We start from the raw sequence: 19777 nt of genomic DNA, 5'->3' as shown, positions 1-19777 counted from the left end.
CGATAAATGATGTTTTTTTGGATTCTTATTGGATTTATTATTATGCAAAGACTAGGAGAGCTAGTAGTAGCGAGAAAAAATGAACAATGGATGCTTGCACAAGGTGGGAAAGAATATGGGGAAAAGCATTATCCATTTATCGTTCTCCTTCATAGTGGCTTTTTCTTCGCTTTAATATTGGAGGTTCTGTTAAAGGGAAGAGGACTAATATACTACTGGCCCCTCTTGTTAGCTGTCTTCTTGTTCGTGCAGTTGACTCGTGTTTGGGTTATTCAATCGTTAGGGAGGTTCTGGAACACAAAGATTATCATTCTCCCAGGAGAAGATCTTGTAAGGAAAGGGCCATATCAATGGGTTAAGCATCCAAACTATTTGATTGTAGCGGCTGAATTTATTGTTGTGCCTCTATTATTTCAAGCCTATACAACATTAATTGTTTTTTCAGTATTAAACGCATTATTTCTATTGTTCATACGAATACCTAAAGAGGAAGAAGCATTAAAGTTAGTTTAATTTAGTGTTTTTATGATAATCTATTTTCTTTTTCTGCGGAAAGGTCTAAAATAGAATACATGTTTAAAAGTACTATACGACTTAGTGAAAGAGACATTTAGGATATTTCATCCGATGCTCTTTTTTCTGTTTAATAAGGAGGAGAAATAGATGATTAGTGCGATTTTAGATAATGCAATAGGAATGATCGTGATCATCCTTGTAATTAATATTGTGTACGTTACACTATTTACATTACGAATGATTTTTACTTTAAAAGGACAAAGGTATTCTGCGGCTTCAATTAGTATTATTGAAGTAATTATTTACATTGTTGGATTAGGTCTTGTATTAGATAATTTGAGTCAAATAGAGAATCTGATAGCCTATGCCATTGGTTATGCAACAGGTGTGTTAGTAGGAATGAAGATAGAGGATAAACTTGCATTAGGTTATATAACTGTGAATGTAATAACAAAAGAATATGAGCCAGACATTCCAAATGCCCTACGAGATAAAGGGTATGGGGTAACAAACTGGGTTGCATATGGACGCGAAGGTGAACGATTGATGATGGAAATATTAACATCTCGTAAATCAGAAGCTCTTCTATATAAAACAGTCAAAGAATTGGACCCAGGTGCGTTTATCATTTCCCATGAAACAAAGGCATTCTTTGGAGGGTTCTGGGTGAAAGGAGTGCGAAGGTAGGTATATGGCACAAAAGACAAAACAGAAGTTCTATGTAGAAGAAGGGGAATCTATCGACGAATGCCTTAACAGAATGAAAAAAGAGGGCTACATGCCAGTGCGTAGAATGGAGCAACCCATTCTAAAAGAAATAAAGAAAAATGGAAAAACAGATGTAGAAGTAGCTAAACAACAAATCATCTTCGAAGGAAAGCTCATAAAAGACTAAAGAAATACAGATAAAAAATTCACAAAAAGTTCAGGGACCTGGGACTGGACAATTTTGTGAATTTTTTTAGGAAGAGGAGTTTATGTCTGAAATGAAAATAAACACAGAAGAAGATATCATTCGTGTTATCCAATCAGACGAATGGATGATGCATTGCCTGCGTGCAGTTCGTACCCTGCAATTACCTGACTGGTGGATTTGCGCAGGGTTTGTTCGTTCAAAAATATGGGACATTCTTCATGAATTCGAAGAAAGAACACCCTTAGGGGATGTGGATGTCATTTATTTTGACCCTGAGGATGTAGAAGAAAGTACGGAGAAAAGTCTTGAAAATCAGTTGCGAAAACTGGATTATACTGTTCCATGGTCCGTAAAGAATCAAGCAAGAATGCACCTCGTCAACAATTTTCCGACTTACACTTCCTCCGTAGAAGGAATATCAAAATTTCCAGAGACGGTGACCGCGTTAGGTGTAACTTTATCAACTACGAAAGATGTTCAATTAACTGCTCCATGGGGAGTTCGAGATGTTGTTAATATGATCGTAATGCCAACACCTGATTACACCCCAGATAAACCTCTTCATCATGTATACCGAAAAAGGGTAACGAGCAAGAGGTGGGAAAAACACTGGAATAAACTTGTAATCACATAAATAGAAAAGTACCAAACAGCCTCATTCGTTTACTTCGAATGAGGCCAGATTGGGTATTCAACTGGTCGCTTTTGTAATTAACGTAACGTACCAGTAGAAGTTATCCTAGGTTCTACATGAACAGTAAACGTCGTCCGTTTTAATATGTCTGTCCAATATTCTTTAGTCCAATCCTTAGTTTGAACCTTTAGTCTAAAGTAGTCTCCGATCCCCATCGGATCTACTCCAAGTTCCTGAAAATGGTAGAGAGATCGCAATAAAGAATCTTCAATTTCTTTACTCAATTTTTTCTCAATTTCGTCTCTTTCTTCTTGTTTAGAGATGTTTTTATTACCTGTATAATCAACTACAGAGCCAGTAATATAAAAATAGATAAAAACTTCTGGATTATTTGGATCCCCATTCGTTTTTATATTTCTTTTAGAGCGAATGAAGTTTAATACTATTGTTTCTTCTTCTTCACCGTCATCTCCAGGTAATGTATAGGAGATATCTGCTGTTTTTCGATTGCGTTTAATACTCTCAACGATTTTCGCATCTTCTCTTTCAATGGTTGACACCATTTTACTTCCTTCAAAAATGGCAACCTTTGTAAGTTTAATTGCTCCATCTACATTTTCTAAATACGGACAAATCGCATCAGATACTTGGCTTGTTACATGGCGAATAAAATGATGAATGGTCGTGAAAGGACTAAATGCAGTGATAGTTCTAGGTTGTAAGAGTTGGTTTAAATAACGATTAATATCTGGTTTGTCTGGATACTCTTTTTTTACCATTTCTTCCACAGAGCCTTTAACAATCGCGATGAATGAGTTAGTTCCTACCCTAGGATCACGATATAAGTTATCTAATACTTCCCAAACCCCGACTTCTCTGGCAAATTCCTCACTAAATAAAATAACTCGCAACTGGGCAGTAGACAATAATTTCTCTGATTCAGTAGAAGCTTCCATAATGGAGCGATGAGGGGAATCAACATCGACAGTAATAATTTGAGAAATTTTTTCAGTATTCTTCTCTGCTTGTGGTAAGGCTACAGTTATTTTTAATTTTTCGTCTTCACTAATATCAAAGCCCATTACGCCAACCATTCCGTAATTTTCGATAGAAGGTTGATCGAATTCTGCACATCCTACAAGTAGGAAAAAGAAACTAAAACGGAGTAGGAAAAAGATTGATTTTTTCATTGAGTCGAAGCTTCCTTTCTATTCCTAATCTTGTGAATAAATAGTAACAGAATAGGTAACGAAATAAGACAGTACCCACCGTAAATGATCCATTCCTCGTACATTATTTTTTGATAACGAATAGGGATGGGCCCAAGCACGATAAATAAACAAATACCAGTCATTAAGTATAAGTGTCTCGTTTTGTTTTTATGTTTACTGAACAATGCATCCACTCCTTTTTTGGCAACCCACAATAGCAATGAAGCCTTTGCTAGAGTACTTAGGACATAGATGCTAATACCGAACGTTTCAATTCGTTCAACATTAGATAATTCTACAGCTTGAAACAAGTTCAGTAACGGGTATAACAAGTTTTCTATTTGCCATTCTGAGAAGTAAACAATACTGGCGACGGAAATTAAAAGCATAAGTACTATACCTATCCAGATACCTATTGTTGCATGCTTAAACGATTTTTTTTGATTTTGGATGTAAGGAAAGAAAAACATAATTAATGCGAATCCAAGCATGAGTTGAGAACCCTCAAAAAAAGCTAATCCCCAATCTTGTAAGCTTTTATCAAATCTAGGGACTAAATGAAGAAAATTCGCATCGGAGAATGCCCAGTAGCTGTAATAACCCAACCACATAGTTAAAAACCAAGCTAATATACAAAAGCGAGCAATAGATTTGATTCCCCCGTTGACTATCATAGTCATTACAAAAAACAAAGCTAATGTTATCGGTGTAATTGTAAAGTCTGGCAATGTTATAGCCTGTACGAGACGAACATAGAATTTACTTTCGTTAGCAACTTGCAAGGTAACGTAAATTAAGATAAAAAAATTTAATAACTTGCCGATATATTTCCCTAGCAGTTTTTCATTCATTACAAACAATGAATGATTCGGATATTTTTTACATAACTGAACCATAGGATAAAGTAAAAGAGTTGCTAAAATCCCGAACATTAGCAGAACCATCCACATATTAACGCCCACATGTCTTAAAAAATATGGTAAGGAAAAGAGAGCTATACCGGCAATACTCTTATCGACTAAGAAGATTACATGATATTTATTTAACTTTTTTATCTTCCCCTTATCCATAGTATTACTCCTCGTCTAATGGTCTTGTTAATTGCTTTTTCGCTCTTGAAATGCCTGCCCGAGTGACCATGAAATTGATGGGAGCACGTAGAACGCTATTAAATAAATCAGTCCACTTTCTAGGTACGAAGGGAGTCATGTAAGGAGACCCCAAAGACGTGAGATTTAATAGATGATTCATGAGCCAAGCTAAAAATACAAATTGCCCAAACATCCCAAGTGTTCCTCCTGCAATTATAAATCCGTAGCGAACAAGACGAACTGCATTACTCATTAAAAAGTTAGGAGGTAAAAAGGATAATAAAGCAGATGTCGCAACTAGTACTATTAATACATTACTAGTAAGTCCTGCTTCTACAGCTGCTTGCCCAATTACGATACCACCAACGATACCAATCGTTTGCCCGATCTTCGTAGGCATTCGTGACCCAGCTTCTCTTAAAATTTCAATTACTAATTCAATAATCAGTACCTCTAAAAGTGGTGGGAAAGGTACTTGTGTTCTCGACTCTGAAAGCATTGTTAGTAATGTAGGAGGAAGCATTTCAGGATGGTACGTTAATACAGATATATAGGTGGAGGTAAGGAGTATGGAAATGAGAAAACCACCTAACCTAATTGCACGTAATAACGTGGCTGTGGACCATCTGTTATAATAATCTTCTGTACTAGTAAACATTTCAAAAAAAGTAGCAGGCAATATTGCGGCCTCTGGACTTCCATTGATCATCACTATTATTCGTCCATCTAAAAGTGCTTCCGTTGCATAATCTGTTCGAACTGTTATCCCAAATTGAGGGAATGGAGAGAAGGGTTTATCCTCAAGCATTTGTTTTAAAATTGGTAAGCTAACAAACCCTTGATATTCAATATTCTGTACCCTTCGTATCACTCTTTGCACATTTTCGTTGTTTGCGATATTGTCCATATAGAGTATGGCAACATCATCATTTGTTTCTGTTCCCATTTGCATTATTTTTGTTTTGAGATTAAAAGAACGAATTCTTTGTTTTATCAAAGAAATACTGGTTGTTAACGATTCGTTAAAAGAATCCTGAGGACCCATAACGGTAGTTTCATTTTCCGCAGATTCAACACTTCGATTTTCCACTTTATACGTATCGATTTCTAATATGAACTCTCGATTAAGAAAGTATAGGATAGTATAACCACTCATAATGTTATAGACTAATGTATTTAAGTCGCCCATATTTACTGTGGCGCTATGCTTAATTGCATTTTCAGGTTGAATGTTATCTGAAGTTGAGTTTAATGGAGTTAACACTAACTCTTGTATCATACTAGCGTTTGTCAGCGAACTTAAATAAATTAGGAGTGCTTTTTCATCATTTACATTTATCTCTTTGATAATTAAATCATCTATGTTTTGAAACTTGCTCTTCAGACTTTCGAGGGTTACAGGTTCATTTTCTTTTATTTCATACTGAGGTTTCGATTTTTGTTTTTCAGGTGATACTGTTTTTTTGACTATGTTTTTATACCACTTCCAAACATTCACTCTTATCACCTCATCAAAAACGTTTCTGTATTATAAAGAATAGGTTGTGTAAGCAAAGTAATATTTATTCAACATTGCTGGTTAAAAAGCACTATTTTTCCATACAAAAAGAGTACTGGAAAATCCTCCAGTACTCTTCAGAAACCTGAGTTATATATTGAATTTTGGAGCTACTCGATGCTTCGTTCCTTGTTCAAACGCATATGCGAGCTTTAAGAGTATGTCTTCCGAATAAGCTGTTCCCGTAAATGTGATCCCAATAGGTTCACCATCTTGAGTATACCCAGCTGGAACCGTTACAGATGGATAACCCGCTTTTGCAGGAATTCCTGCACCAAAGTTGTTTGGGAAAACTAAGGCATCTAATCCTTCCAGCGCAGCATCTACGCCGTTCTCCTTTGCATGATATTGATCGTGCTCTAAACTAGACAAGTAAGCTGTTTCCGTTAATGTTCCAGATGTACTTTCACTTTCTAGTAAAACTTTTTGTCCGTATTTCAGCATTGCTTTCGGTTGCTGAAAGTTAAAAGCAACCACATCAGCCAAGGATTTCACTTTAATTCCTTCTGTAAACTCCTTTAAATAAGAATTTACTCCAGCTTTAAACTCATACGTTAAAACATCGATGTTCCATTTTTCCTTAGTAGAAGGAATAACAACATCCACTATTTCTGCACCTAATTTCTCGAGCTGCTGAATTGCTTCGTTCATAATTGAAGCTTTCTCATCAGATAAATAATCGAAGTAAACTTCTCTAGCAACCCCAATTTTAGTGCCTTTCAATCCATCTTTTTGTAAAAATGAAGTGAAATCTATGTTAAGTAATTTCGTGTTTGTCTTTGTAACGGCATCTTTATCATCAGGACCTACTAAAGCATTAAGTAATAGTGCAGCATCCCTCACTGTTCGAGTCATTGGACCAGCAGTATCTTGAGTGTGAGAAATAGGAATAACCCCTGTGCGGCTAATTAATCCTACTGTAGGCTTTACTCCAACTAACGAGTTTTGGCTGGCGGGACTTAAAATGGATCCGGATGTTTCTGTACCGATTGCACCTGCTGCAAAGTTACTAGCGATAGAAGCTCCAGAGCCAGAACTTGATCCACCAACCATAAATTCTTTTCCATAAGGATTGATAACTTGCCCACCTCGAGAACTATATCCAGTTGGCATTGACTCAGCCATAAAGTTCGCCCACTCTGTCATATTTGTTTTCCCAAGAATGATAACACCAGCTTTACGTAATTTTTGTACTAAAAATGCATCTGCATTAGCGTATGAATCGGCTAACGCAAGAGATCCAGCGCTTGTATGCATTTTGTCTTCTGTTGCAATGTTATCTTTAATAAGTAGAGGAATACCATGAAGCGGACCTCTAGCCCCTGATTTCTTTCTTTCGGCATCCAGAGCTTCTGCAACATGAATAGCATCAGGGTTGATTTCTAAAACAGAATTCACTGCATTTTCCCCATTATCATAGGAAGAGATGCGGTGTAAATACATGAGCACTAAGTCTCGCGAAGTAATTTGACCGTTACTTAGTTTTTCATTTATATCATCAATCGTTGCTTCTACTAACCAGTTTTCTGCAAGTTCATGTAATCTTTTATTTTCCATTGTTTTCAATCCTTTCGGGATATACAGATAGTATATTTTATCAATATAGTAGGGATAAGTAAAAAAATTACATCCTATTGTAGGGAGAACTTACGTTTATTCCGCGGGGGGTCAATCTTTGAACTAGGTCGGTTTATAGGCACTACCGCGGTAGTGCCTACCCTGGATGACGGTTAAATCCGTGAGCAAATGGGAGTATGAGGGAGATTTTGACTAGGTCGTTTTGTATGCGCTACGGCGGTAGCGCCTACCGGAGACTACGGTTAAATCCGTGAGAAAACGAGAGTATGAGAGAGGAAAGTGACTAGGTCGGTTTATAGGCACTACCGTGGTAGCGCCTACCCAGGGCTACGGTTAAATCCACGAGTAAACGGGAGCGAGAGGGAGAAAAAGAACTAAGTAATTTTTCCGGGATCCACAAGTAGCGCCCTACCTCCTTCTGTACGTGTGAAAGAAACAAATGTGAACATGTGGAAGATAATCTCCAATTGTTTTCCAGTAAAACACGAACATTAAAATACTCATTCACTTTAATGTTCGAAATTTGGTTGACTTTTGATTTCTAACCTTGTTATGATAGATTTAGCGAAAACGATAAAACATACCTCGTATAATCTTGGGAATATGGCCCATAAGTTTCTACCTGATGACCGTAAATCATTAGACTATGAGGGTGACTGACACGTATACATTGGAAGGTGCTGAGATGAATCTAGTACCTGCCTATTGTTATGTACTCACACGTGCTCCTTTGTCCCCTCAAATGGCAATAGGACACGTTTTTTTATGACAAAAACTAGTTTCAATTTTCTTTCTATTTAAAAGGAGGGTGCTTCATGACACCAAAAGTTGGAGTTATCATGGGATCTACATCGGATTGGGAAACGATGAAACACACGACAGAAACTTTAGACGAGCTAGGAGTTCCATATGAAAAAAAGGTGGTTTCCGCACATCGTACTCCTGATTACATGTTTGAATATGCAGAGACAGCACAGGAAAGAGGATTACACGTTATTATCGCAGGTGCAGGTGGAGCTGCTCACTTACCTGGAATGGTTGCAGCGAAAACGCAAGTTCCAGTGATCGGTGTTCCTGTTCAATCAAAAGCGCTTAGTGGTATGGATTCCCTTCTTTCTATCGTACAAATGCCAGCTGGAGTTCCAGTAGCAACTGTGGCAATTGGTAGAGCGGGAGCAATAAATGCGGCACTATTAGCTGCACAGCAATTAGCTGTTCATGATAAGGAAATTAGACAAAGACTAGAAGAACGTCGTGAAGCAAAACGGAAAGATGTATTGGAAAACGGAGAGCTATTATGAGTGGTCGTTGGATTGAGCCAGGCAAAACAATTGGGATTCTTGGTGGCGGACAGCTTGGTAGAATGATGGCATTATCCGCAAGAGAGATGGGGTACAGGATTGCAGTACTAGAACCAACACCGGATTCTCCTTGTGGTCAGGTTGCAGATATACAAATAGAAGCGGCTTACGATGATTTAGAAGCCGCAAAACAATTAGCAGAAAAATGTGATATTTTAACATATGAATTTGAAAACATCGATTCACATACAGCAACATGGCTAGAAGAAAATTTATACTTACCACAAGGAAGTGATCTTTTATCTATTACTCAGGATCGCTTACTAGAAAAAAAAGCAATTACATCCTTTGAAGTTCCTGTTGTACCTTACCAAGAAATCCGTTCATTAGAAGATCTGGAAATGGCAGTGGAGAAATTAGGTCTACCAGCTGTCTTGAAAACAACACGAGGTGGATATGACGGAAAAGGGCAGCGTGTGATAAATCAAAATACCGAGCTCCACGATGTCTGGACTGAAATGGGAGATAAAGCACCATTTGTTCTCGAAGCATGGATCCCTTTTGAAAAAGAGGTATCTGTTATTGTAACAAGAAGTGTTCATGGAGAATCAACAACGTTCCCTATTGCGGAAAATATCCATATAAATAACATTCTACATCAAACAATCGTACCAGCACGAGTAGAGAAGGAAATAGAAGTAGAAGCTATTCGTATCGCAAAACATCTAGCAGATTCCTTCCATTTAATAGGAACGTTAGCGGTTGAGATGTTTATCGCAGATGGTCGCGTCTATGTAAATGAGTTAGCACCACGTCCACATAACTCTGGACATTACACTATCAACGCTTGTGAAACATCTCAGTTTGATCAGCATGTGCGGGCTGTTTGTGGTTGGCCGCTTGGTAAAACCGATTTACTAAAATCAGTGGTAATGGTCAATATATTAGGAGAGCATATGCCTAGTGTTATATCGAACATTACGGAGTTAGAAGGTGCACATCTTCACTTATATGGAAAAGCGGAAGCAAAAACAGGTAGAAAAATGGGGCATGTAAATGTTCTCGGAAATACTGTTGATGATATATTACAAAAAATAGAGCAATCACCAATTTGGAAGTAAGCTAATTAAACTTAGGAGGAACAAACATGATCGAACGTTATACTCGCCCGGAAATGGGAGCAATTTGGACAGAAGAAAATCGATTTCAAGCGTGGCTAGAGGTAGAAATTCAAGCATGTGAGGCATGGGCTGAGCTTGGAGATATTCCAAAAGAAGACGTACAAAAAATACGTGAAAACGCAGGCTTTGATGTAGAGCGCATTAAAGAAATCGAAGAAGAAACTCGCCATGATGTTGTTGCTTTCACCCGTGCTGTCTCAGAGACACTTGGGGAAGAGCGTAAATGGGTACATTACGGACTAACTTCTACAGACGTAGTTGATACCGCCTTATCATACATGCTACGACAAGCAAATGAGATTATCGAAAAAGATATTATTAACTTCATTGATATTTTAAAAGAAAAAGCAAAAGAGCACAAAATGACGGTGATGATGGGTCGTACTCACGGTGTTCATGCAGAGCCAACAACATTTGGTCTAAAGCTAGCACTTTGGTATGAAGAAATGAAGCGTAACCTAGAGCGTTTCCGCGCTGCTGCTGAAACAGTACGTGTTGGTAAAATCTCTGGAGCAGTTGGAACGTATGCAAACATCGATCCTTTCGTAGAAAAATATGTGTGTGAAGGTTTAGGACTTGAAGCTGCACCTATTTCCACACAAACATTACAACGTGATCGACATGCACATTACGTTGCAACACTAGCTTTAATTGCTGGATCTATTGAGAAAATGGCAGTAGAAGTACGTTCGTTACAAAAAAGTGAGACTCGTGAAGTAGAAGAGTTTTTCGCAAAAGGTCAAAAAGGATCTTCTGCTATGCCACATAAACGTAACCCAATAGGTTCGGAAAATATGACAGGACTTGCTCGAGTAGTTCGTGGGCATGTAATTACAGCTTACGAAAATATCGCATTATGGCATGAAAGAGATATTTCTCACTCTTCTGCAGAGCGCGTTATCTTACCAGATGCAACGATTGCAGTAAACTATATGCTAAATCGTTTCGGAAATATCGTGAAAAACTTAACGGTTTTCCCAGAAAACATGATGCGCAACATGGATAGAACATACGGATTAATCTACTCCCAACGAGTTCTTCTAACTCTAATCGATAAAGGTATGGTTCGCGAGGAAGCTTATGATCTTGTTCAACCAAAAGCGATGGAAGCTTGGGAAAAAGCAGTACCATTCCGAAGCCTGGTAGAAGCAGACGAGCAAATCATGGCACACCTAACAACAGAAGAACTAGACGACTGTTTCGACTACAATCATCACCTAAAACACGTCGACACAATCTTCGACAGATTAGGGTTGAATTAAGGAAACATTTACACCTATCTTGCTAGTGTTAACCTTGCGATAATGAAAGAGATGTTTCATAAAAAATATAAGACAATCAAACGAATGGAGGGAGCACCTTGAACAAAGGAGCTTGTCTTTACGAAGGAAAAGCAAAACGTATCTATGAAACAGAACAGCCCGAAGTACTTTGGGTAGAATACAAAGATGATGCCACAGCATTTAACGGTGAAAAAAAGGATGTTTTAGAAGGAAAAGGTCGTTTAAACAATGAAATCAGTTCTCTAATTTTTACACAGTTAAAACAAGAAGGAATTGATAGTCACTTCATTGAAAGACTGTCTACAAATGAGCAGTTAGTAAAAAAAGTGTCTATCGTTCCAGTGGAAGTAGTAGTACGTAACGTTGCGGCTGGTAGTCTTGTAAAACGCCTTGGTATTGAGCGAGGCACAGTTTTCGCCCCTCCAATCGTTGAATTTTATTATAAAGATGATGATTTAGGTGACCCGATCATGACAGAGGAACACATCCGTGTCATGAACATTGCAACACATGAAGAGGTTGCACAATTAAAGGATATGGCGTTAAAAGTGAATGATCACCTCATTCAATTATTTAAGAAGATTAATATACAATTGATAGATTTTAAGCTTGAATTTGGTAGAGACAATACAGGTGCTATTCTTTTAGCAGATGAGATTTCTCCTGATACGTGCCGTCTTTGGGATGAAACAACAGGAGAATCACTAGATAAAGATCTATTTAGATTTCAGCTTGGTAGTTTACAAGAAGGCTATGAAACTATTCTTACTCGACTAGGGGGACTTTAATTATGTTATTTGAAGTGAAAGTATATATCTCGTTAAAAGAAGCGGTATTAGATCCTGCAGGAGCAGCTGTAAAAGGTTCCTTACATCACCTTGGTTATGAAGGTGTGGAAGATGTTCGAATTGGTAAAGTGATGACGCTACAAATCGAAAGCACACAAGATAAAATTGAAGCTACTGTAACAGAAATGTGTGACAAATTATTAGCGAACCCTGTAATTGAAGACTATCGTTTTGAAATCGAGGAGGTAGTTTCTCAATGAAATTTGCAGTAATCGTGTTTCCAGGATCCAACTGTGACCTAGACATGTACCATGCAGTCAAGGATGAGCTAGGTGTTGAAGCAGAATACGTTTGGCATGACGAAACAAGCCTAGAAGGCTTTGACGGAGTGTTGTTACCAGGAGGATTCTCTTATGGGGATTACCTTCGTACAGGAGCAATCGCTCGTTTTTCCCCAATCATGGATGCGGTTATCAAAGCTGCAAAGGAAGGAAAGCCAGTACTTGGAGTTTGTAACGGATTTCAAATCTTACTAGAAGCTGGTCTCCTGCCGGGTGCTATGCGTCGTAATCAAAACCTTAAATTCATTTGTCGTCCAGTTCAGCTTGTTGTGGAAAACGGAGAAACAATTTTTACAAAAGAGTATGAACAAGGAAAAGAAATTACCATTCCAGTCGCACACGGTGAAGGAAACTACTATTGTGACGATGCTACACTAGAATCATTGAAAGCAAATAATCAAATTGTTTTTTCATATAAAGATGATGTGAACGGATCTGTAAATAATATTGCTGGAATTATCAACGAAGCTGGGAACGTATTAGGGATGATGCCTCACCCAGAACGAGCTGTAGATTCTTTACTAGGATCGGATGACGGTCTTACTTTATTTAAATCGATTTTAAGCCATTGGAGGGAACGCAATGCAATTACTTCATGAACCATCTCCGCAAATGATTAAAGATGAGAAAGTTTATGCTGAAATGGGATTAACAGATGCTGAGTTTGAAATGGTAGAAAACATATTAGGACGTCTACCAAATTACACGGAAATCGGTCTTTTCTCTGTCATGTGGTCCGAGCACTGTAGTTATAAAAACTCAAAAGTAATTTTAAAGAAATTTCCTACAACTGGTGAAAAAGTACTTCAAGGACCTGGGGAAGGTGCAGGGATTATCGATATTGGTGACGAGCAAGCAGTTGTTTTCAAAATCGAAAGCCATAACCACCCATCGGCAATTGAACCATATCAAGGTGCAGCAACAGGAGTCGGCGGAATCATTCGTGACATTTTCTCCATGGGAGCGCGTCCTGTAGCATTAATGAACTCATTACGTTTCGGAGAATTAACGAATTCTCGCGTGAAATACTTATTTGAAGAAGTAGTTGCTGGTATTGCTGGATACGGAAACTGTATCGGTATTCCAACAGTAGGTGGAGAAATTCAATTTGACCCTTGTTATGAAGGGAATCCACTAGTAAATGCAATGTGTGTTGGTTTAATTGATCATAAAGATATTCAAAAAGGGCAAGCAAAAGGCGTTGGCAACTCCGTCATTTACGTTGGTGCAAGTACTGGACGTGATGGAATTCACGGTGCGACATTTGCGTCTGAAGAACTTTCTGAAGCATCCGAAGCGAAACGTCCTGCTGTTCAAGTGGGAGATCCGTTTATGGAAAAGCTTCTTCTTGAAGCGTGCTTAGAAGCAATCAAAAATGATGCCCTTGTTGGAATTCAAGATATGGGTGCTGCGGGTCTAACTTCTTCTTCAGCGGAAATGGCAAGTAAAGCTGGATCTGGGATTGAAATGGATTTAGATAAAGTACCACAACGTGAAAAAGGTATGACAGCATATGAAATGATGCTTTCTGAGTCACAAGAAAGAATGCTTTTAGTTGTGGAAAAAGGCCGAGAACAAGAAATGATCGAGATTTTCGAGCGTTGGGGCTTAGAAGCAGTAGTTGTTGGTCGCGTTACAGACGACAAAAAGCTTCGTTTACTTCATAAAGGAGAAGTAGTTGCAGACGTTCCTGTAGATTCATTAGCGGAAGATGCACCAGTGTATCATAAGCCATCAGCAGAGCCAGCATACTTCCGTCAATTCCAAAATGAAGAGGCGTTCCAACCAGAAGTAACGAATGTAAGTGAAACATTACAACAACTTTTAGCACAACCAACGATTGCAAGTAAAGAGTGGGTTTATGATCAATACGATTATATGGTAAGAACTAACACAGTTGTTGCTCCAGGATCCGATGCAGCGGTTCTACGAATTCGTGGTACCGAAAAAGCACTTGCGATGACAACGGATTGTAACTCTCGTTATATTTATTTAGATCCTGAAGTTGGTGGACAAATCGCGATTGCAGAAGCAGCAAGAAACCTAGTATGTTCTGGAGCGAAGCCACTTGGTGTAACAGATTGCTTAAACTATGGGAACCCGGAAAAGCCTGAGATCTTCTGGCAGTTGGAAAAATCAGCTGATGGATTAAGCGAAGCATGTCGTGTTTTAGATACACCTGTTATCGGTGGAAATGTATCTCTATACAACGAAACGAACGGTGTAGCTGTTTACCCAACACCGGTAATCGGTATGGTTGGATTAGTAGAGCATGTTGATCACATTACGAAACAGCAGTTCCAAAACGAAGGAGACTTCATTTATGTGATCGGTGAAGCTGGAAATGACTTTGGTGGAAGTGAACTTCAAAAGCTTCAAAAAGGTCACATCAGTGGAAAAGCACCAGCAATTGATTTGAACGTGGAAAAGGAACGTCAAGAAAAAGTATTGACTGCGATTCAAGCAGGAACAGTAGCATCTGCACATGATTTAGCAGAAGGCGGATTCCTTGTTGCATTAGCAGAGTGCACATTTGGTACTGGTTTTGGTGCAAAGGTTACATTACGTGGAGAAGATGTTGTGAAAGAAAGCTTTGCTGAAACTCCATCTCGATATATTTTGACTGTTACAAAAGAGCAAAAAGACCAGTTTGAAGCGATCATTCCAGAAGCAGTTTGCGTTGGGGAAGTAACAAAAGATGCAAATGTAATAGTAAACGATAAAGCTGGAAATGTAGTTTTAAATACGGAAGTAAACCAACTTGAAGACACATGGAGAGGTGCCATTTCATGCTTGCTGAAATAAAAGGATTAAACGAAGAATGTGGAGTATTCGGAATCTGGGGTCATAAAGACCCCGCTCCTATCGCATATTACGGCCTTCATAGTCTTCAACACCGAGGGCAAGAAGGTGCCGGAATTGTCGTTAGTGACGGAGAAAAACTAAAGACCCATAAAGGTATGGGGCTTGTAAATGAAGTGTTTGGTAAAGGTGAAATTAACGACATGTATGGAAAGGGCGCCATCGGCCACGTTCGTTATACAACAGCAGGTGGAAGTAATCTATTAAACGTTCAGCCACTAGTGTTTAACTCTCAAAAGGGGAGCTTAGCGCTTGCACATAATGGAAATCTTGTAAATGCAACTTCATTAAAGCATCAATTAGAAAGACAAGGAAGTATTTTTCAAACCACTTCCGACACAGAGGTAGTTGCACATCTTATCAAGCGTAGTGGCTTTGAGGATGTTGTGGATCAAATTAAAAATGCATTAACAATGGTAAAAGGTGCGTATGCGTTCATGTTTATGGTTGAGGATAAGCTCATTGCTGCTCTTGATCCAAACGGACTTCGCCCATTATCCATCGGTCGTTTAGGGGATGGATATGTACTGTCTTCTGAAACGTGCGCGTTTGACATTATTGGTGCGACATATGAGCGAGAAGTAGAGCCTGGTGAGTTAGTTATCATTGATGACGAAGGACTTCGTAGCGAACGTTTTTCATCTTCACCAAAACGTGCCATCTGTTCTATGGAGTATGTGTATTTCGCAAGACCAGACAGTAATGTAGATCAAATTAATGTGCACCAAGCACGTAAGAGTCTAGGAAAACAGTTAGCACAAGAGCATCCGATTGAAGCGGACGTTGTAACAGGGGTACCTGATTCCAGTATCTCCGCAGCTATTGGTTATGCAGAGCAATCTGGGATTCCATATGAGCTTGGTTTAATTAAAAACCGTTACGTTGGAAGAACATTTATTCAGCCTTCTCAAGAGCTACGTGAGCAAGGGGTTAAAATGAAGCTTTCGGCAGTACGTGGTGTAGTAGAGGGCAAACGTGTTGTCATGATCGATGATTCTATCGTTCGTGGTACAACAAGCCGTCGTATTGTAAAACTATTGCGTGAAGCCGGTGCGAAAGAGGTTCACGTTCGAATCAGTGCACCACCTATTAAGAATCCTTGTTTTTACGGAATTGATACTTCTACGAGCAGCGAACTAATTGCTTCTGTGAAAACAGTAGAGGAAATCCGTGAGGAAATAGGTGCAGATACGTTAGAATTTTTATCAGTTGAAGGATTAATGGACGGAATCGGTCGTTCAAAGGAAATGGAAAACTGCGGCCAATGTCTTGCTTGTTTTACGGGCCAATATCCAACAGAGATTTACCCAGATACAGATCATCCACAAGAGAAATGTTAAGGAGAGGGATAAAACATGTCAAAAGCTTATGAATCAGCCGGTGTAAATATTGAAGCAGGCTACGAAGGGGTTCGTCGTATAAAGAAGCATGTAGAATCCACAAGACGCCCGGAAGTGTTAGGGGCACTTGGAAGCTTTGGAGGATTGTTTGACCTTTCTTCCTTTTCTTATAAAGAGCCAGTTCTTGTTTCTGGAACAGATGGAGTTGGAACGAAGCTATTAATCGCACAAGAAATGGGCAAACATGACACGATTGGTATTGATGCCGTTGCTATGTGTGTGAATGATATTGTTGTTCAAGGTGCTTCTCCATTATTTTTTCTAGATTATTTAGCGCTAGGGGTAAATGATCCGGAAGTAGTGGAGCAAGTAGTTTCTGGTATTGCAGAAGGCTGTCGTCAATCCGGTGCTGCATTAATAGGTGGAGAAACAGCGGAGATGCCAGGTCTATACAAACCAGAAGAGTATGATGTTGCTGGATTTGTTGTAGGAATAGCTGAAAAAAGTGAGTTATTTGATCCTGCAAACGTGTCGGAAGGTGACGTGTTGATTGGGGTTTCATCAAGTGGGGTCCATAGTAACGGTTTCTCACTTGTGAGAAAAATCGTTTCTGAACACGGTCTGAAGTGGTCTGATACGTTTGAAGGAACAAACAAAACAGTTGGGGAAGTCTTCATCGAGCCTACCCGCATTTATGTAAATACATTAAAACCATTTTTTCCCACAAAGAAAGTGAAGGCTGCGGCGCATATCACAGGTGGGGGTCTGATCGAGAACGTGCCACGTATGCTGCCTGATGGGTTAGGTGCGGAAATTAATGTGGATGCATGGGAAGTTCCAGCGGTGTTCCAATGGTTAGTAGAGAAAGGAAACTTAACTCAGACTGACTTGTATGAAACGTTTAATGCGGGTATCGGACTTGTGTTAACGGTGAAGTCGGAGGATGTGGAAGAGGTTCTTGCTACGCTTCGTGAAAACGGAGAGGAACCTGCTGTAATCGGTGAAGTGGTTGCGGGTTCTGGTGTTAGCTTTCGAGGAGCGGGTGTATGATGAATCTTGCAGTCTTTGCTTCTGGAAATGGTAGTAATTTTGAAGCGGTGATGGAGGCTGTGAAAAGTGGTGCTGTCCAAGGCGAGGTGAAGCTTCTTGTTTGTGATAAGGAGCAGGCCTTTGCTATTGAGCGCGCGAAGAATCACGGAATTCCAACGTTTGTTGCTAGCCCAAAGAAGTATTCTTCCAAGGAAGCGTATGAAACAAATGTGTTGAAGCAATTACATGAAAATAATGTGGAGCTTATTGTATTAGCTGGCTATATGCGGCTCATCGGCTCCACCCTTTTACATGCGTTTGAACATAGAATTTTAAATATTCACCCTTCTTTATTACCTGCGTTTCCTGGACTTGATGCGATCGGTCAAGCGTTTGATGCGAAGGTGAAGGTGAGTGGGGTAACGGTACATTATGTGGATGCAGGGATGGATACTGGTCCGATTATCGCGCAAGAGTCGATTTATATAGAAGATGGGGATACAAGAGAAGACGTGCAGCGTAAAATTCAGCAAGTAGAGCATCAACTGTATCCAGCAACGATACAAAAAGTTATCGAACAAATAACAAGGGGCGTGTAACTAGTGAAAAAGCGTGCATTAGTAAGTGTTTCAGACAAAACAGGGATTATTCCTTTCGTACAGAAGTTGGAAGCATTAGGTGTGGAGATTATTTCTACTGGGGGTACGAAAAATGCATTAGCGGAAGCTGGTGTGAAGGTAATTGGTATCGAAGAAGTGACTCAATTTCCTGAAATGATGGATGGACGTGTGAAAACATTGCACCCGAATATTCATGGTGGATTATTGGCTCGTCGTGACCTGGAATCACATATGGAAGCTGCAAAGGAACATGGAATTGAAATGATCGATTATGTAATCGTAAATCTATATCCGTTCCAGCAAACGATTGAAAATCCTGAGTCTACGTTTGCAGATGCGATAGAGAATATCGACATCGGTGGACCTTCTATGATTCGTTCAGCTGCGAAAAATCATGCGTCTGTAGCGATCATTGTGGATGCTGCTGATTATGATGTGTTGGCAGAAGAGTTAGCGGCTAATGGGGAATTGTCTGAAGATACAAAGCGCAAGCTAGCTGCAAAAGCGTTCCGTCACACAGCAGCTTATGATGCTCTCATTGCTGAATATTTAACGAAGCAAGTTGGCGAAGAAACTCCTGAAAAGCTGACTGTTACGTATAATTTAAAACAAACACTTCGTTATGGGGAGAATCCTCACCAAAAAGCGAGCTTTTATGAAAAGCCGTTAGGAAATCCTACATCTGTGGCACGTGCAACCCAGCTTCATGGAAAAGAGCTTTCTTATAATAATATTAACGATGCGGACGCTGCTCTTGCTGTCATTCGTGATTTTGTTGAGCCAGCTGTATGTGCAGTGAAGCATATGAATCCTTGTGGAGTTGGCGTTGGGGAAACAGTGTATGATGCTTACATGAAGGCGTTTGAAGCAGATCCTGTATCAATTTTCGGTGGAATTGTTGCATCGAATCGTACTGTTGATGCTGCAACGGCAGAAAAAATGAGTGGTATTTTCCTTGAGATCGTTATTGCTCCTAGTTTTACAGAGGAAGCATTAGAAATCTTGACCCAGAAAAAGAATATTCGTTTGTTAACAGTAGAGATGGATGTGACTGGACAACCTGTTGAGCAGTACGTGAAAAGTGTTGCTGGTGGTGCATTGTTGCAAGACGAAGATACATTAAGCTTTGAAGATGTAGAGATTAAGGTTGCAACAAAACGTGAGCCAACGGAAGATGAATTAAAGCAATTGAAAATGGCGTGGAAAGTTGTTAAGCACGTGAAGTCAAACGCAATTGTATTAGGAAAAGCAGATCAAACGATTGGTATCGGTGCTGGTCAAATGAACCGTGTAGGTGCTGCGAAGATCGCTCTCGAGCAAGCTGGTGACCAAGCTGTAGGTGCTGTGTTGGCTTCTGACGCGTTCTTCCCAATGAATGATACGGTAGAAGCTGCTGCAAAAGCGGGAATTACAGCAATCATTCAACCAGGTGGATCTGTAAAGGACCAAGACTCCATCGATAAAGCCGACGAATACGGAATCGCTATGGTATTCACAGGAGTAAGACACTTTAAACATTAATTAGTTG

General features: G+C 39.4%; 19 protein-coding genes and 1 riboswitch. Of the genes, 15 read left to right on the top strand and 4 right to left on the bottom strand.

Translation table 11 applies throughout. The features are described 5' to 3' along the window. The first annotated feature begins 6 nt into the window (after positions 1 to 6). The 4 genes from ACERII_RS14125 to ACERII_RS14110 all read left to right on the top strand — a co-directional run bounded on the left by ACERII_RS14125 (position 7) and on the right by ACERII_RS14110 (position 2066). On the top strand, positions 7 to 513 hold the full coding sequence (locus ACERII_RS14125) for an isoprenylcysteine carboxyl methyltransferase family protein (protein ID WP_373643122.1): 507 nt from the start codon (positions 7 to 9) through the stop codon (positions 511 to 513). 150 nt (positions 514 to 663) lie between these two features. Then, positions 664 to 1203 (top strand): DUF2179 domain-containing protein, encoded by a 540-nt coding sequence (locus ACERII_RS14120; protein WP_373643120.1) that lies wholly within the window; start codon positions 664 to 666, stop codon positions 1201 to 1203. A gap of 4 nt (positions 1204 to 1207) precedes the next feature. After that, entirely contained in the window at positions 1208 to 1411 is a 204-nt protein-coding gene (locus ACERII_RS14115) for an NETI motif-containing protein (protein WP_373643119.1), read from the top strand. 91 nt (positions 1412 to 1502) lie between these two features. Then, positions 1503 to 2066 (top strand): nucleotidyltransferase family protein, encoded by a 564-nt coding sequence (locus ACERII_RS14110; RefSeq protein WP_373643220.1) that lies wholly within the window; start codon positions 1503 to 1505, stop codon positions 2064 to 2066. 77 nt (positions 2067 to 2143) lie between these two features. On the opposite strand, the gene ACERII_RS14105 is transcribed toward ACERII_RS14110, so the two are convergent. The 4 genes from ACERII_RS14105 to ACERII_RS14090 all read right to left on the bottom strand — a co-directional run bounded on the left by ACERII_RS14105 (position 2144) and on the right by ACERII_RS14090 (position 7483). Beyond that, the gene (locus ACERII_RS14105; protein ID WP_373643118.1) at positions 2144 to 3256 is read right to left on the bottom strand and encodes a Ger(x)C family spore germination protein; all 1113 of its coding nucleotides are present in this window, start codon (positions 3254 to 3256) and stop codon (positions 2144 to 2146) included. Next, entirely contained in the window at positions 3253 to 4347 is a 1095-nt protein-coding gene (locus ACERII_RS14100) for a GerAB/ArcD/ProY family transporter (RefSeq protein ID WP_373643117.1), read from the bottom strand. The genes ACERII_RS14105 and ACERII_RS14100 overlap by 4 nt, the downstream gene beginning before the upstream one ends. A 4-nt stretch (positions 4348 to 4351) precedes the next feature. Continuing rightward, a complete protein-coding gene (locus ACERII_RS14095; RefSeq protein ID WP_373643116.1) occupies positions 4352 to 5866 on the bottom strand; it encodes a spore germination protein in 1515 nt (504 codons plus the stop codon). A 150-nt stretch (positions 5867 to 6016) separates the two neighbouring features. Further along, complete coding sequence (locus ACERII_RS14090) at positions 6017 to 7483, bottom strand: amidase family protein (RefSeq protein ID WP_373643115.1); 1467 nt, start codon at positions 7481 to 7483, stop codon at positions 6017 to 6019. A 586-nt stretch (positions 7484 to 8069) separates the two neighbouring features. Then, positions 8070 to 8171, top strand: a riboswitch (purine riboswitch). A gap of 148 nt (positions 8172 to 8319) precedes the next feature. Between ACERII_RS14090 and purE the strand changes: the two genes are divergently transcribed. The 11 genes from purE to purH all read left to right on the top strand — a co-directional run bounded on the left by purE (position 8320) and on the right by purH (position 19770). Continuing rightward, the gene (gene purE / locus ACERII_RS14085; RefSeq protein WP_373643114.1) at positions 8320 to 8805 is read left to right on the top strand and encodes a 5-(carboxyamino)imidazole ribonucleotide mutase; all 486 of its coding nucleotides are present in this window, start codon (positions 8320 to 8322) and stop codon (positions 8803 to 8805) included. After that, entirely contained in the window at positions 8802 to 9926 is a 1125-nt protein-coding gene (gene purK / locus ACERII_RS14080) for a 5-(carboxyamino)imidazole ribonucleotide synthase (protein ID WP_373643112.1), read from the top strand. Before purE ends, purK begins: the two co-directional genes overlap by 4 nt. Before the next feature lie 26 nt (positions 9927 to 9952). Next, positions 9953 to 11248 (top strand): adenylosuccinate lyase, encoded by a 1296-nt coding sequence (purB, locus tag ACERII_RS14075; protein ID WP_373643110.1) that lies wholly within the window; start codon positions 9953 to 9955, stop codon positions 11246 to 11248. Positions 11249 to 11346: 98 nt separating this feature from the next. Then, complete coding sequence (gene purC, locus ACERII_RS14070) at positions 11347 to 12057, top strand: phosphoribosylaminoimidazolesuccinocarboxamide synthase (protein ID WP_373643108.1); 711 nt, start codon at positions 11347 to 11349, stop codon at positions 12055 to 12057. Between the two features lie 2 nt (positions 12058 to 12059). Then, complete coding sequence (purS, locus tag ACERII_RS14065; protein ID WP_373643107.1) at positions 12060 to 12317, top strand: phosphoribosylformylglycinamidine synthase subunit PurS; 258 nt, start codon at positions 12060 to 12062, stop codon at positions 12315 to 12317. Beyond that, a complete protein-coding gene (gene purQ, locus ACERII_RS14060) occupies positions 12314 to 12997 on the top strand; it encodes a phosphoribosylformylglycinamidine synthase subunit PurQ (RefSeq protein WP_373643106.1) in 684 nt (227 codons plus the stop codon). The genes purS and purQ overlap by 4 nt, the downstream gene beginning before the upstream one ends. Further along, complete coding sequence (gene purL / locus ACERII_RS14055) at positions 12981 to 15203, top strand: phosphoribosylformylglycinamidine synthase subunit PurL (protein WP_373643105.1); 2223 nt, start codon at positions 12981 to 12983, stop codon at positions 15201 to 15203. Before purQ ends, purL begins: the two co-directional genes overlap by 17 nt. After that, positions 15188 to 16600 (top strand): amidophosphoribosyltransferase, encoded by a 1413-nt coding sequence (gene purF, locus ACERII_RS14050; protein WP_373643104.1) that lies wholly within the window; start codon positions 15188 to 15190, stop codon positions 16598 to 16600. The genes purL and purF overlap by 16 nt, the downstream gene beginning before the upstream one ends. Positions 16601 to 16615: 15 nt before the next feature. Then, positions 16616 to 17650: a phosphoribosylformylglycinamidine cyclo-ligase gene (gene purM, locus ACERII_RS14045; protein ID WP_373643103.1), complete on the top strand. Its 1035-nt coding sequence runs from the start codon at positions 16616 to 16618 to the stop codon at positions 17648 to 17650. Further along, the gene (gene purN, locus ACERII_RS14040) at positions 17647 to 18228 is read left to right on the top strand and encodes a phosphoribosylglycinamide formyltransferase (RefSeq protein ID WP_373643102.1); all 582 of its coding nucleotides are present in this window, start codon (positions 17647 to 17649) and stop codon (positions 18226 to 18228) included. The genes purM and purN overlap by 4 nt, the downstream gene beginning before the upstream one ends. 3 nt (positions 18229 to 18231) lie before the next feature. Further along, positions 18232 to 19770 (top strand): bifunctional phosphoribosylaminoimidazolecarboxamide formyltransferase/IMP cyclohydrolase, encoded by a 1539-nt coding sequence (gene purH, locus ACERII_RS14035; RefSeq protein ID WP_373643101.1) that lies wholly within the window; start codon positions 18232 to 18234, stop codon positions 19768 to 19770. Positions 19771 to 19777: the final 7 nt, after the last annotated feature.

This window comes from Evansella sp. AB-rgal1, assembly GCF_041820985.1.
Classification (GTDB): Bacteria; Bacillota; Bacilli; order Bacillales; family Salisediminibacteriaceae; genus Evansella.
This window is presented reverse-complemented; position numbering and strand designations above follow the sequence as displayed.

Excerpts from the sequence above, each read along its gene's own strand:
- ACERII_RS14125 (WP_373643122.1), top strand. The coding sequence starts at position 7 with ATGATGTTTTTTTGGATTCTTATTGGATTTATTATTATGCAAAGACTA.
- ACERII_RS14120 (WP_373643120.1), top strand. The coding sequence starts at position 664 with ATGATTAGTGCGATTTTAGATAATGCAATAGGAATGATCGTGATCATC.
- ACERII_RS14115 (WP_373643119.1), top strand. The coding sequence starts at position 1,208 with ATGGCACAAAAGACAAAACAGAAGTTCTATGTAGAAGAAGGGGAATCT.
- ACERII_RS14110 (WP_373643220.1), top strand. The coding sequence starts at position 1,503 with ATGAAAATAAACACAGAAGAAGATATCATTCGTGTTATCCAATCAGAC.
- ACERII_RS14105 (WP_373643118.1), bottom strand. The coding sequence starts at position 3,256 with ATGAAAAAATCAATCTTTTTCCTACTCCGTTTTAGTTTCTTTTTCCTA.
- ACERII_RS14100 (WP_373643117.1), bottom strand. The coding sequence starts at position 4,347 with ATGGATAAGGGGAAGATAAAAAAGTTAAATAAATATCATGTAATCTTC.
- ACERII_RS14090 (WP_373643115.1), bottom strand. The coding sequence starts at position 7,483 with ATGGAAAATAAAAGATTACATGAACTTGCAGAAAACTGGTTAGTAGAA.
- purE (WP_373643114.1), top strand. The coding sequence starts at position 8,320 with ATGACACCAAAAGTTGGAGTTATCATGGGATCTACATCGGATTGGGAA.
- purK (WP_373643112.1), top strand. The coding sequence starts at position 8,802 with ATGAGTGGTCGTTGGATTGAGCCAGGCAAAACAATTGGGATTCTTGGT.
- purB (WP_373643110.1), top strand. The coding sequence starts at position 9,953 with ATGATCGAACGTTATACTCGCCCGGAAATGGGAGCAATTTGGACAGAA.
- purS (WP_373643107.1), top strand. The coding sequence starts at position 12,060 with ATGTTATTTGAAGTGAAAGTATATATCTCGTTAAAAGAAGCGGTATTA.
- purQ (WP_373643106.1), top strand. The coding sequence starts at position 12,314 with ATGAAATTTGCAGTAATCGTGTTTCCAGGATCCAACTGTGACCTAGAC.
- purL (WP_373643105.1), top strand. The coding sequence starts at position 12,981 with ATGCAATTACTTCATGAACCATCTCCGCAAATGATTAAAGATGAGAAA.
- purF (WP_373643104.1), top strand. The coding sequence starts at position 15,188 with ATGCTTGCTGAAATAAAAGGATTAAACGAAGAATGTGGAGTATTCGGA.
- purM (WP_373643103.1), top strand. The coding sequence starts at position 16,616 with ATGTCAAAAGCTTATGAATCAGCCGGTGTAAATATTGAAGCAGGCTAC.
- purN (WP_373643102.1), top strand. The coding sequence starts at position 17,647 with ATGATGAATCTTGCAGTCTTTGCTTCTGGAAATGGTAGTAATTTTGAA.